Source organism: Dickeya chrysanthemi NCPPB 402 (genome assembly GCF_000406105.1).
In the GTDB taxonomy this organism is placed as follows: Bacteria; Pseudomonadota; Gammaproteobacteria; order Enterobacterales; family Enterobacteriaceae; genus Dickeya; species Dickeya chrysanthemi.
On sequence record NZ_CM001974.1, the window covers coordinates 2,678,603 to 2,691,817 of the forward strand.

A 13,215-nucleotide genomic window follows, 5' to 3' on the forward strand; every position below is an offset into this window, starting at 1 on the left:
CTGCGTCAGTATTTCGCCAACGGCATCAGCCCTGTCGTCGGTTAGCGATCTTCGATCGAATGCATCTCCACTTTCTCTGTCAGCGTCACTTCCACTTTGATGTCATCCGTCAACGTCAGCATCGCTTGCTTGCCGCGGCTCACAACCGCAGTACGCTGCGGAATAAGGAATTGCCGTACGCTTTCACCCTCAATCATATCCTTGCCGTTATCAACGCCATGCCGCGCCGATAACAGGTAATTCACCATACCGTTATAGGTAATGCGATACCCCCCGCTTGACGATTCAACCCGGTAATTAAGGGTAATTTTCGGCAACGCCGCCTTATAAGTACCGCGAATCTCATCCCAGCGCGCCGGGTTTCCCGTCAGATAGACGGAATCTACCCAGTTCGTATTGCCCTGCAACACATGTGAGGTGCTATAGGTAAAGTAATACGGCGAGATAAATGTACTATTCAGGCTCGTTGTTTTCGTGCGGAACACAGAACATCCTGACAGCATCGCCGTGACCGCCACGGCCAGAAGCAGTTTCTTCATGGGTATTTTTCTCTTTTCACCAACAGTTTCACCCCGAGCGAGGGTCTGGCCGGTTTTCTGTCATCATCCGCCAGACAGCGCACAAACACCGGAGTGCGTTTACAGAATAGCAGCGATTTTATCGGTTGATGCCGTGAAAAAAGGGCAACTCAGGGGATAATTATCCCTATCGACAGGTGCCCCATCGATACCTGAAATCTATCCGTTTGTTTGTTCCTTCATCAACAAACACACCTGAATAGTGTATTCAGCTACAGACGATAATATAACGCCATCGTTCTTCTCATGACGCTGAAATAGTACTGACTTTAGTGGTTCAAACACTGAAGCGGTCTCCCATTCATCCTGACGGCGTTAATTCGCCTGATTGACGTCAACTAATACGCTAATTAAACGCCTATGAAAAAGAATAACACTACCCGGAAACAACTCTTCGTCGTGATAAAAAAAACGCGGTCGTTTACGAAGAAAACGGAAATAAACTCTCAGTCACGACAAAATACGTCAGAAACCAATAATACGGCGTCTGGTTATTCTACTTCGCCAGCAACCGGGTTAGACAATATTCGATCATCCGCACCGGAATCCGCACGGCCATCATCGGCACCAACCGCCGCCAGCCAACCGACGCCGCCCACCACACCGCTGGTGACAACGGTTCCGCCGCTACCTAAATTCTCCCCACCACAGACGTCCACCCCGCCTGTGGAGGTACCAACACCACCTGCTGCAGCCAATGGTGCCCCAGCCAGCCAGCCGACGCCGGCACCGACTAACACCGCGCCCACCACCGAACCGGACGCACCGCAAGAACCGGCCACCCCGCCGTTTGCGCCCGATTACGCCGCCGCGGGAAGCCAGTTAAGCAAGCTGATGTCCGGCATGGCGGCGCCGTTGTCGCGCCTGGCAGGCACCGTACCGGGATTACTCTCGTCCGCATCGACATCTTTGGTACAGGCAGCCAAAGGTAAGGCCGTTGAATCCAAACCAGTTTCTACGGAATCTCAGGCTTCACCTATCGACGTTAAGCCGGTCGAAGTTGACGTTAAGATTAATTCCATCGCACCGACCTCTTCATCTGATTCGTTAACACCGACTGCTGCTGCCGCATTATCAAATAATGCAACAGCATCAACGCCTAAACCTATTGCAACGGTAACCTGGAATCCAGCTACTACCATTAACTCACTGCAACGCAATGCTAAAAAGAAATCTATAGGTTATTGCGCCAGAGCCGTTGTCGATGCCATTCAGGCTGGTGGAACAAAAATAGAAAGAGCGCCTGCGGCGAAAGATCTCGGCTCTAAACTCATTGCCGCTGGTTTTTCCCCTATATTTTCTATGCCAAGACCATCCAGAGAATATGACCGCAGCAAACTTCTTCCCGGTGACGTAGTTATTCTGGAAGGGTTTAAGCAGGATATAAAAGCCGGGATCAAAAAAGATCACCCATTTGGCCATGCTGCCATGTACGACGGTAGCAAATGGATTTCTGACTTCACGCAATCAGGATTCTATCCCGGCCCTGATTACCGGGTAGCATTGCCTGGTTATACCATTTATAGAATGGTTGCCACCCAGGCCCAAATTGACGCGATTAACGCATCTCAGAATACCGAACCGGCTTCCCACACAGCAGTATCGACACCTCCGGCAACAGTAACTCAGGCTACACGGTCATCTACATCAGCACCGGTATCACGCCCTACAGCGCAGACACCGCGAGCGTCTGTAACAGTCGCTCGCCCTGCTCAGCAAACAGTGAGCCCTTCTGTACCATTAACACGCTCTACTGTTTCTAATTCTAATCAATCGGGAAACAAGCCGATATCATCGGATCAAGACTTTCTTAAAGAATTCAACATAGATATATCCTTCTTGAGGGAGTCCGAAGGTATGAGAACTGACGGGTATGTTCCTTTAAATAAAGATGGCACTCCTGTCGAAAATTCGGGAGTAACCATAGGAATGGGGATTGACTTAGGTCAGCGAGAAGCAAAAGATTTAATACGCGACGGTGTACCCAGTAGCATTGTAGAAAAGCTTAAGCCCTACATGAAGTTAAAGAAAACAAGTGCATTACAGAAAATACGAGAAATGCCACTAAGACTAACTTCAAATGAAATAAATATACTATCAAATATTTATATTCAAAAATCACTGCAGTCTTTAGAAACTGAGTTTGACAACGAAAGTAAAGGTGTGAAATTCTCACAATTACCCGCAAACACACGAACAATGATTTTAGACTTAGCACATCAATATGGGAATTTAAAACTGAAAACGCCAAAAACATGGGAATTTATAATAAACCAGCAATGGGATGAGCTGGTCAGAGAGCTAAACAATTTCCACGATAAATATCCAACCAGAAGAGAAAGGGAAGCCAAGTTAATAAAGGATGATCTTAATAACGGGAGAATATAACTCTTCCCAACGCAGGTGGTCGCTTAAACGTCCACCTGGCGTTACCCATTATCAGGTTTATCCTTCCACCAGACTCCCCTACCACGCACTTAATGGTACACTTAGCCCCCAGCAATGCTGGAGCACCGGCCCCATGAACATGAGTCACCGTTAAATGTCAGAAAATCAATCTGTTACACCCAAGCAGCAGTACAACCTCAACAAACTGCAAAAGCGCCTGCGTCGTAACGTGGGCGAAGCGATTGCCGATTTCAATATGATTGAAGAGGGCGATCGAATCATGGTCTGTCTGTCCGGTGGTAAAGACAGCTACACCATGCTGGAGATCCTGCGGAACCTGCAACAAAGCGCGCCAGTGAATTTCTCGCTGGTGGCAGTGAATCTGGACCAGAAGCAGCCGGGATTCCCGGAACATGTGCTGCCGCAGTATCTGGACAGTATCGGCGTAGAATATAAGATTGTGGAAGAAAACACTTACGGCATCGTGAAAGAGAAGATTCCGGAAGGGAAAACCACCTGTTCGCTTTGTTCTCGCCTGCGTCGCGGCATTCTGTACCGTACCGCCACCGAACTGGGCGCCACCAAGATAGCACTCGGCCATCACCGCGATGACATCCTGCAAACGCTGTTTCTCAACATGTTCTACGGCGGCAAACTCAAAGGTATGCCGCCTAAGCTGATGAGCGATGACGGCAAACACGTGGTGATTCGTCCGCTGGCGTACTGCCGTGAAAAAGAGATTGAGCGCTTTGCCGAGGCGCGTCAGTTCCCGATCATCCCATGTAATCTGTGCGGCTCCCAGCCTAACCTGCAACGTCAGGTGATCAAAGACATGCTGCGCGACTGGGACAAGCGCTACCCCGGCCGTATCGAAACCATGTTCAGCGCCATGCAAAATGCGGTGCCGTCGCATCTGTGCGACACCGCCCTGTTTGATTTCAAATCGATTCGTCAAGGCAGCGCGGTAGTGGACGGCGGCGATTTAGCGTTCGACCGCGAAGAAATGCCGCTACAACCCGCAGGCTGGCAGCCGGATGAGGACGACGAAGACAACGCCCGGTCGCCGGAACGACTGAACGTACTGGAAATTCGTTAACCTGCCATTTTACTGGTTTATCGGCGGTGTACGGCCGCCGATACTCTCACTACCAGCCAGCGTTTTATTGTGTTTCACGCTCCCCCATGACAAACGCTATAGCGCTCGCCCCGCCCTTTAACAAAAAAGTGAAATCGCAGGCAAAAAAAAGCCGACGAAACGTCGGCATGGTGTGAATTAATTGTGCTATGCAGTAATTCAAAAAAGGAAGTAAGACAATATGGAGCGCAACGCCCATCGCTTGACGTTGCATTCACCTGCGGGAAGAATAGTGCCGCAGGTATAGTTAAAAAATGTTGATATGGCTCAATATTGGCAATGCTTTTTATCACCACCGCAAGTTGTGTGATATTTCACGCAATTATTTCGTTATTCCGCTCACAACCATTTACTGCGCTTTAACCACCAGGCAACGCCGCTCACTAATAACACCAACATCAGGCAAAATACGCCAAATCCGATGCCGCTATTCGCGCCTGGCATTCCGCCCAGATTCACGCCGAATAACCCGGTCAGAAACGTCGTAGGCAAAAAAACCATCGCCAGCAACGACATAGTATAGGTACGCCGATTCATCGCATCCGTCATCAGTGAGGTGATTTCATCGGCAATAACCGTTGTACGGGCGATGCTGGCGTCTAAATCCTCCAGCCCGCGACCAAGACGCTCGGCAATTTCCTGCATACGACGGCGATCGTCATCCTGCATCCAGCTAAATTTCTCACCGGAAAGACGCGAGAAAATATCACGCTGCGGCGTCATGTAACGGCGCAATACAATCAGTTGCTTGCGAATCAGCGCCAGTTCGCCGCGCGGCGGAATGCGTTGCTCCAACAAAGCCTCTTCCAGATCGATGATTTTCTCATGCAGTTCGTCAATGAACTCGCTGGTGTGATCGGTTAATGCCTCCGCGACAGACACGATCCAGTCGCCGCTATTGGCAGGCCCGTTGCCCTCTTTCAGATCACTCATGACTTCATCAATCGCCGCAACTTTGCGGCGGCGCGTAGAGACAATCAGGCGATCAGTAATAAATACCCGGATAGCGACCAACTCGTCCGGCCGGGCATTGGGATTGTAATTGATGCTGCGCAAGGTCACTAACGTGCCTTCGCCCAGCCGAACCACGCGCGGGCGGGCGCTTTCTCCCGCCAGTGCATGGCGCACACTATCCGGCAACAGTGTGGTTTCATGCAGCCAGCGCACGCTGGCCGGTTGCGTCGAGTCGAGATGCAGCCAGACGGGTAGCCCTTCTTCCGTCAGCCCCCGCTCCGCCAGCGGCAGAACACCGCCCCGACCATCCAATTGATAAGCAAAGACTGCTCCCGTCAGCGGGATCGCATTACTTTCCGTCACATCCACACATCTTCTCCTGCCATGCACACCACTCCATCTTACTGCCTGTGTCGACCGCTGCAATCGGAAACCGGCGCATCGCTTGCTGCGGTGATAACGCCGCAATTTGAGAACACGATCAATAAACGCCCCGGCTCCTGACGTATCAAACCCCTGTGCATCTGCATCTTAAAACCTACGCCAACAGGCTGTTAATGTTTCAAAATATAGAGCGTATGACTGTAGGCCACATCTTCCGGGTTAGTAATGGGATACCCTTTTACCCAGGGCTTGATCAGGCGCCCATTGGTGTATTGGTAAATCGGGGCGATCGGCGCCTGCTCCGCCAGAATTTGCTCGGCGCGGTTGTAATCCTCGTTGAGTATCTTCCGGTCGGTCTGTCCGGCGGTATCCGCCATCAGGCGATCATAATCAGCATTATTGAAGCGGGCGATATTGCCGCTGTGGCTGGTGGTCAGCAACGACAGGAACGTGGAAGGCTCATTGTAATCGCCGATCCAGGACGCGCGTATCACATCAAAATTACCTGAGTTACGGCTGTCGATATACGTCTTCCACTCCTGATTCACCAGTTTGACGTCGACACCGAGTTTCGTCTTCCACATCGATGCCACCGCAATGGCGATTTTCTGGTGAACTTCCTGCAGGTTATACAGCAGCGTCAGTTTCAACGGCCTGGACGGACCATACCCCGCTGCCGCCATCAGCGCCTTGGCCTGCATATCCAGCTCAGCTTGTGAATACTGCTGCAACTGGCCCGGCTGCGGCGTGAAACCGGCGGTTACATCAGGTGTGAAGCGATAGGCCGGTTTTTCCCCGGTCCCCAGTACCTTTTCCGCAATAATCTTGCGGTCGATGGCATAGGACAGCGCTTTACGCACCCGTATGTCGTTGGTCGGCGCACGCTGGGTATTAAACGCATAGTAATAGGTACCCAGTTGATCCGGCGTAAAGACTTGCCCCGGCAGATCTTTCAACAGTTTCTGATACTGATTCTTGGGGAATGATTCGGTGATATCGATATCGCCGGCGAGATAGCGCTTGGCGGCATTCGACTCCTGATTAATCGGCACGAATGTGACCTGCGTCAGGCGGGTATTGGCGTGATCCCAATACTGGTCATTCGGCGTCAATACCAGCTTCTCATTCACCACGCGATCTTTCAGTACAAAAGCGCCGTTACCCACCAAATTACCGGGTTTTGTCCACTCATTGCCGTATTTCTCCACCGTGGCCTGATGCACCGGATACAAGCTGAAATTCGCCATCAGACTGATGAAATAAGGCACCGGTTTACTGAGCTGTACTTTGAGCGTGTGATCGTCGACCGCAACCACGCCAAGCTTATCGGCAGGCAGCTTGCCGGTCAGGATCTCATCGGCATTGACGATCCCCGCCATCCGGGCAAACCAGCCAAACGACGAATTGTTCTGCGGCGTCACTAACCGCCGCCAACTGTAAACAAAATCTCGGGCCGTTACCGGGTCGCCGTTCGACCAACGCGCATCAGTCCGAAGAGTAAACAAAAAGGTACGGTTATCGTTAGTCTGCCAGCGCTGGGCAACGCCGGGAATCGGGTTGCCTTGCGCATCCTGATTGACTAATCCCTCGAATAAGTCGCGAATCACCTGAATTTCCGGCAACCCCACGGCTTTGATGGGGTCCAGCGAGGCGGGTTCGTCTTTAATATGACGTACGACCTGCTGTTGCTCTGCCAGCACCGTGCCGGGCGGAACCTGCGCCGCACCGGCCGACGCTATCAACGTTGTCATCAGTACTGCGGAAAGCGCACTCATGGAGACGGCAGAATAACGAAATTGCATGTTGTGTATGTCCTTAACCAAAGAGGCCCTGTCTTCGCCGCCACACTGCATCGTGTCACTCACATGATTTGGGGCGAATGCTAATCAAAAAAGCGTTATCAGACTGACAGTTATCATAGTCGCAAACCGGTCTTTCCAGCCAGTGGTCCGACTGCGGTTTGCGGGGCGTCCCGCGAATTCGGGCTTACCTGCAAGACCGGCATAAATTTTTTGTTATTATCAGACGATACAACGCTGGAACAGTCAGGATAACACCATGACAGATATCGGGTTTGTGCAACGCCCCCGAACCGAACGCGGGTTCTTTGTTTCGCCAGGTCAGCAGTATGGCCGTTCCCGGCTGGGCGCGCCGTTGCTTTGGTTTCCGGCGGAAAGAGCAGGAAAGCACAGTGGGTTGATTCTCGCCGGAACGCACGGCGATGAAACGGCATCGGTGGTGGCGCTGTCCTGCGCGTTGCGCACACTGGCTCCGGGAAAGCGGGCTCATCATGTGGTGCTGGCGGTCAATCCGGACGGTTGCCAGTTGGGCCTGCGCGCCAACGCCCACGGCGTTGACCTCAACCGCAATTTTCCAGCGGCCAACTGGCAGCCCGCCGGCACCGTCTATCGCTGGAGCGAAGATACTCCGGTACGCGACGTGCGGCTCTCCACCGGCGATGCCCCAGGCTCGGAACCGGAAACACAGGCGTTGTGCCGCCTGATCGAACGGTTATCGCCGCCGTGGGTCGTCTCCTTGCACGAGCCGTTGGCTTGCATTGATGATCCGCTGCATTCCGAGCTGGGCGCCTGGCTGGCGGAAGAGTTGACGTTGCCGCTGGTCGACAATGTGGGATACCCGACACCGGGTTCGTTTGGCAGTTGGTGTGCCGAACGCCGGTTGCCTTGTATTACCGTCGAGTTACCGGCAATGGCCGCCGACAGTGCCAATCAGCGCTATCTGCCGGCCCTGACCCGGTTGCTGTCGCGTAATTTTTTATACCAATGTTGATAATGTTGCCCTACACTAATCGACATGTTAATCACCTGTAATAAGGACGTAAGCATGTCAACAAATGTACATTTTCAGGGTAATCCGGTGCCGGTAGCAGGATCGTTCCCGGCCGCAGGCAGCAAGGCGCCGGCGTTTTCACTGGTTGCCAAAGATCTTGCGGATGTGGCGCTGAGCCACTACGCAGGCAAGCGTAAAGTCCTGAACATTTTCCCAAGCATCGATACCGGTGTATGCGCCGCTTCCGTGCGTAAATTCAACCAGTTGGCTTCCAGCCTCGATAATACCGTCGTACTGTGCATTTCCGCCGACCTGCCGTTTGCCCAGTCTCGCTTCTGCGGTGCCGAAGGTCTGAACAATGTGGTCGTGCTGTCTACTCTGCGCGGCGCGGAATTCAAAGAAAACTACGGCGTAGCGATCGCCGAAGGCGCCCTGAAAGGGCTGACTGCTCGTGCCGTCGTGGTGCTGGATGAAAACGATAACGTACTGCACAGCGAGCTGGTGAACGAAATCACCAACGAGCCGGACTACGATGCGGCCATCGCCGTACTGAAGTAAATCACGTTATCGCCGTATGCTGTCATTCCGGCGCTAAACCACATGAAAATGCCAGTTTGTCGACTGGCATTTTTTATCGCTCGCTCAATCAGCCTTATTCCCTACAGGCAACCGCCGGTACGGCGCTTCTCATCGCGCGGTTACCCAGCGTACACAACACCAATACCAACATCATGCCCCACTCCACCAGCAAGGTGACGATCAGCGCGTCGGCAAACTGCCCGTCGCGGGTGTGCAGCATCTGTACCAGCGCCGTTCCCAGCACGATCGGCCCCAGCCCGAACGATGCCTGTTGCATGGTGGAAAGCAACGCACTACCTGCTCCGGCCTGCTGCATCGGCACATCGGAAAGCCCGATACGATAAAAGCTACTGACGATAAACGCCTGGCCGAAGCCAATCATCATCGTTGCGGGCAACAGTTGCAGCACCGATACCGGCCAACGCCACGCCAGAGAGACCATCAATAATACCAACCCGCTCATCTGGATAACGCAGCCCGTCAGCAACGCACCGCGATTCCCCACACGGGCGGTCAGGCGAGCGCTGAGCAGCGAAGCCACAAAATACGACAACCCCAAACCGATAAAACTGTTACCCGATTGCAGCGGAGTAAACCCCGCGCCGGATTGCAGGGTATAAGCCACCGCGAACATGAATCCGCTCCAGCTGGAAAAAAACAGCAACGCCAGCAACAAACCAAAACGGATCCCCGGCAGTCTGAACAATGCCGGCGGCAGCAAGGGCGCAGGCTGGCGCAGTTCTACCCGCCATAGCCACGCAAACCACACCAGACTACTCAACAACACGGCGAGACAAGGCCATGACCAATGCAAGAGCGGCCCCAGCGCCAGCGGAAACAGTACGCTCGCCAGTAGTAATGACAGCAACACCGTACCGGGTAGATCCAATGCCACTGGTTTTTCCCCCCGCGTATCCGGCAGATGCAACGGCGCCAGCAGCAATACCAGCAGGCAGACCGGCAGATTAACCAAAAACACGCTACGCCAGCCATAACCGGCAATATCCAGTTGAATCAAAAATCCGCCCAGGACCTGTCCAACTACAAAAGCCAGCCCGCCCATCGCACTGTAAAAGCCCAATGCGCGGGCATGTTCACGCCCGCGCAGGCAGACATGGATCGTCGCCAGAATCTGCGGCACCACCAGCGCCGCGCCGATGCCCTGCAAAGCACGGGCCGCCAGCAACACCCACACCGCCTGGGCGATACCGCACAGCAGCGACGCCACGCCGAACACCGCCACCCCCACGATAAACACCCGACGCCGCCCCAGGTTATCCCCCAGCCGTCCGCCCATCGCCAGCGATACGGCAAATGCCACGCCGTAAATCGATACCACCAGTTCCAGCTCCGCCGGGCTGGCAGACAGTGAATGGGACATCGCTTCCAGCGCCACATTCACGATTGAAAAATCGATCATCGGCAACAGTTGGCCGGTTAACAACACCATCAGGCCAGTGCTGGTGAGCCCCTGTGAAAGTGAAACCTGTTTCATCAATGTCCCCGTTGCATTAATTCTGTGAGGTAGCTAGCATTATCGATAATTTAAACGGGTACCAGTTCCTGTTTATCCTGGTATAAAAACTACCTGCCAGTGATGACTTACCCCTCTGCGGAGATACCTATGGTCATGCCGACACCTGAGCCACCGGCAACTACCTACGTGACAACGCTACAGCCGGATAACCGCAAACGGTTAGGCGCATTTTTGCGCGCACGACGTGAAAGTCTCGACCCGCTGCGGTTGGGGTTATCCATTCCCCGGAAGCGACGCACGCCGGGGCTACGCCGTGAAGATGTGGCACTGCTGGCGGATGTCGGCATCACCTGGTACACCTGGCTGGAGCAAGGGCGGGAAATCCGCGCTTCCGCCAAAACATTGACCGCCATCGCCGACGCTCTGCAATTCAATGAGGCTGAAACCCGGCATCTGTTTATGCTGGCGGGACTGCCGTTCTCCCCCGCGGCACAAGCCAGTTGTGAGAAAATCAGCGCGGACAGCCAACGCATTCTCGATCAGCTCAATCCTTTCCCGGCGTTGATCGTCAATGCACGCGCCAATATTCTCGGATTTAACCGCGCCTGGAGCCAATTACTGGATATCGACCTGCACCAAATCGCCCCGGAAGACCGCAACTGCGTCTGGCTGGCGCTCACCCACCCGAACTGGCGGGAACGACTGGCGGACCAGCATGATTTATTGCCGAACCTGGTGGCGATGTTCCGTGCGCAGATGACGGAACACGCGGGTGATCCGCTGTGGGAAGCGCAACTGCAACGCTATCTGAATGCCTCGGAAGAGTTTCGCCAGTTGTGGTACCAGCGTTACGAAATTCAAGGCGTGGATGACAAAATCAAGCAATTTCGTCATCCCACGCTGGGCATATTCACCCTACGTCAGATCAACTGGTGGAGTAGCTCCCGCAACGGCGACCGCCTGCTGGTGTATATGCCGACCAGCGAGCAGGATAACGCCCTGCTCGCTCAGTTGGCCCAGTTGCCGCCGCCCGGCAAGGCGGGCCTGCTCGCACCACGTGCCCAATGATAAAGCCAACCAGTGTTTAAGGCTGAGCGGCACGGGCAGGTTTCAGTCTCAGTCGGTTTGAACCGGTGCCCGGCAGGCTTAGCGTAGCGTTGGCCTCATCGCCCGGCGACAGCCAGCACCAGCACCATCATCAGCACAACGCCCAGCGCCAGCGCGCCGGCCGTTATCCTCAACCCGTTGCTGATACGCACAACTTATCCTCTCGTATGATTCAGGCGAGCGTTAATGACCATAGCGTGGGGAGAAAAACTGTTGCATTATCATTTGTATCATCCTGTATCCGCTATTCTGCTGGTTTTGGAGGTGGTATGTTCCCATTGCTGACCCCGCGTCTGAGTTTACATCCGCTGGTGCCATCCGATGCCTCTGCGCTGTTTGATGCAATACATGAGTCGCTGGAGTCGATAGGTCGCTGGCTCCCCTGGTGCGTACCGCATTACGATCTGGCCATGGCGCAAAGCTGGATAACCTATTGTGAACAGCAACGCCATGAAGGTACGTCGTTTGATCTGGCGATCACCGACCGGACCACCGGGCATCTGCTCGGTTCTATTGCCATCAACAGTATCAGCAAAGTGTACCGTCTCGGCAATATCGGTTACTGGGTCCGCCGGACAGCGCAAGGGCAAGGCATCATTCCGGAAGCCGTGCGGGAAATCGTCCCGTTCGGTTTCGGCACGTTGGGGCTGACCCGGCTGGAAATCATCGCGGCAGAAGAAAACCACGCCAGCCGTCAGGTGGCGGAGAAAGTCGGCGCACATTTCGAAGGGCTGCTGCGCAACCGGATTATCATTAATGACCAACCGGTAACAGCAGCGTTATATTCGCTGATTCCGGGGGATGAGCTTATTTATTGACAGCAGTCTGTGCACGCTTATTGAGCTGTCGCCATAAACAAGAAATTGTATTTCATACCAGCATTTGCTTGAATGGACGCTTGTTTTTCCAGATATGGACTATCCGTGAATAACCCGATTCAATGGACTGAACCCTTCTCCGATCATTTCAGCAATGGGATGGTCTACAGACAATTTGCCGTGGGAAGTACGCTATACGCTGTTGGTTTTGAGCAGGTAATGACAATGGATGACCTTACTCGGAAGGGGGTAAACATTCGAAACGCCCATCCAACATTCTGCTTCCCCGCAAGCGGGGTATGGGGTGTTATTTTTGACGAAATTGACCCGACTGAGATGGACTTCAAAGGGTTCCAGCATGTGCAACATCCAGGACTTTCAAGTAGCCAGGTACTCTGGAGCGTTGCAAGTATAATTTATGACCATTATACTGTTTGTAACGCAGGTGCTTACGTATTCTCAGCAGCAGATGATCACCAGCATTTGCGCACAACCGATCTGACTGATATCTACTGCAAAGTACTTGGCCTCAACGGAAAACGGAAGAGTCGGTTGTTTGAAGATGGATTTCCCGGATGGAATGCTTATTGTGATGTACCAACAGGAGGAAGAGGTTATGTCGTCACGACTCAAAGTTATTAATACTTATTCTACCTCTGCCGAGTATCTTACCCTTGCAATGGGTGAAAGACTCCAAAAAGCTGCTGGTCAGGATTTGAAGAATAAGCTGGAATCAGGTGATATCAAACTGGTTAACGGCAAATACATAGGCGAAAGTTTGAAAGTTAACAGCCTGCCCGCGTTGAAACGAAGATTGCGTAAAGCATATGTCTCTGCTCAATGAAAAAGGCCCGTTCGTTGGGCCTTTTCTCTTTTTATAGTTTGCCTACCCTACCATCGCCGCGCAGGACTTCATCAGTTTGATGGCATTTTTGCAGGATGAACAATTATCGTTTTCTACCACCTAACACTTCATGCTCGGGTACAAACTAATACAACAGTATC

Annotated in this window: 13 protein-coding genes; 8 read left to right on the plus strand and 5 right to left on the minus strand. The window is 53.1% G+C overall.

Annotation, left to right across the window (positions count from 1 at the left end):
• Positions 1–41 precede the first annotated feature (41 nt).
• Entirely contained in the window at positions 42–539 is a 498-nt protein-coding gene (locus tag DCH402_RS11985) for a hypothetical protein (protein ID WP_040001282.1), read from the minus strand.
• 530 nt (positions 540–1,069) lie between these two features.
• Complete coding sequence (locus DCH402_RS22895; protein ID WP_040001283.1) at positions 1,070–1,360, minus strand: hypothetical protein; 291 nt, start codon at positions 1,358–1,360, stop codon at positions 1,070–1,072.
• A gap of 52 nt (positions 1,361–1,412) precedes the next feature.
• On the opposite strand from DCH402_RS22895, the gene DCH402_RS22625 reads away from it, so the two are divergent.
• Together DCH402_RS22625 and ttcA are read left to right on the plus strand one after the other, a co-directional pair.
• Complete coding sequence (locus tag DCH402_RS22625) at positions 1,413–2,966, plus strand: pesticin C-terminus-like muramidase (RefSeq protein WP_200864852.1); 1,554 nt, start codon at positions 1,413–1,415, stop codon at positions 2,964–2,966.
• A 154-nt stretch (positions 2,967–3,120) separates the two neighbouring features.
• Complete coding sequence (gene ttcA / locus DCH402_RS12005; RefSeq protein ID WP_040001285.1) at positions 3,121–4,062, plus strand: tRNA 2-thiocytidine(32) synthetase TtcA; 942 nt, start codon at positions 3,121–3,123, stop codon at positions 4,060–4,062.
• A 378-nt stretch (positions 4,063–4,440) separates the two neighbouring features.
• Here the strand turns inward: ttcA and zntB are convergent, their stop codons facing one another.
• Complete coding sequence (zntB, locus tag DCH402_RS12015) at positions 4,441–5,424, minus strand: zinc transporter ZntB (protein WP_040001287.1); 984 nt, start codon at positions 5,422–5,424, stop codon at positions 4,441–4,443.
• A 185-nt stretch (positions 5,425–5,609) separates the two neighbouring features.
• A complete protein-coding gene (locus tag DCH402_RS12020; RefSeq protein ID WP_152486961.1) occupies positions 5,610–7,214 on the minus strand; it encodes a peptide ABC transporter substrate-binding protein in 1,605 nt (534 codons plus the stop codon).
• A 283-nt stretch (positions 7,215–7,497) separates the two neighbouring features.
• Here DCH402_RS12020 and mpaA point away from each other — a divergent pair, with 283 nt between their 5' ends.
• Both mpaA and tpx read left to right on the plus strand, forming a co-directional pair.
• Positions 7,498–8,229: a murein tripeptide amidase MpaA gene (gene mpaA / locus DCH402_RS12025; protein WP_040001289.1), complete on the plus strand. Its 732-nt coding sequence runs from the start codon at positions 7,498–7,500 to the stop codon at positions 8,227–8,229.
• 54 nt (positions 8,230–8,283) lie between these two features.
• On the plus strand, positions 8,284–8,787 hold the full coding sequence (tpx, locus tag DCH402_RS12030) for a thiol peroxidase (RefSeq protein ID WP_033576908.1): 504 nt from the start codon (positions 8,284–8,286) through the stop codon (positions 8,785–8,787).
• Positions 8,788–8,881: 94 nt separating this feature from the next.
• Here tpx and DCH402_RS12035 read toward each other — a convergent pair whose 3' ends face one another.
• Positions 8,882–10,303, minus strand: coding sequence for an MFS transporter (locus DCH402_RS12035; protein WP_040001290.1), 1,422 nt, complete (start codon positions 10,301–10,303; stop codon positions 8,882–8,884).
• A 129-nt stretch (positions 10,304–10,432) separates the two neighbouring features.
• Here DCH402_RS12035 and DCH402_RS12040 point away from each other — a divergent pair, with 129 nt between their 5' ends.
• The 4 genes from DCH402_RS12040 to DCH402_RS12050 all read left to right on the plus strand — a co-directional run bounded on the left by DCH402_RS12040 (position 10,433) and on the right by DCH402_RS12050 (position 13,054).
• Entirely contained in the window at positions 10,433–11,353 is a 921-nt protein-coding gene (locus DCH402_RS12040) for a helix-turn-helix transcriptional regulator (protein WP_040001291.1), read from the plus strand.
• A 308-nt stretch (positions 11,354–11,661) separates the two neighbouring features.
• Positions 11,662–12,210, plus strand: coding sequence for a GNAT family N-acetyltransferase (locus DCH402_RS12045; protein ID WP_040001292.1), 549 nt, complete (start codon positions 11,662–11,664; stop codon positions 12,208–12,210).
• A gap of 105 nt (positions 12,211–12,315) precedes the next feature.
• Entirely contained in the window at positions 12,316–12,852 is a 537-nt protein-coding gene (locus DCH402_RS22740) for a hypothetical protein (RefSeq protein ID WP_162531371.1), read from the plus strand.
• A complete protein-coding gene (locus DCH402_RS12050) occupies positions 12,827–13,054 on the plus strand; it encodes a hypothetical protein (protein WP_233276279.1) in 228 nt (75 codons plus the stop codon). The genes DCH402_RS22740 and DCH402_RS12050 overlap by 26 nt, the downstream gene beginning before the upstream one ends.
• Positions 13,055–13,215: the final 161 nt, after the last annotated feature.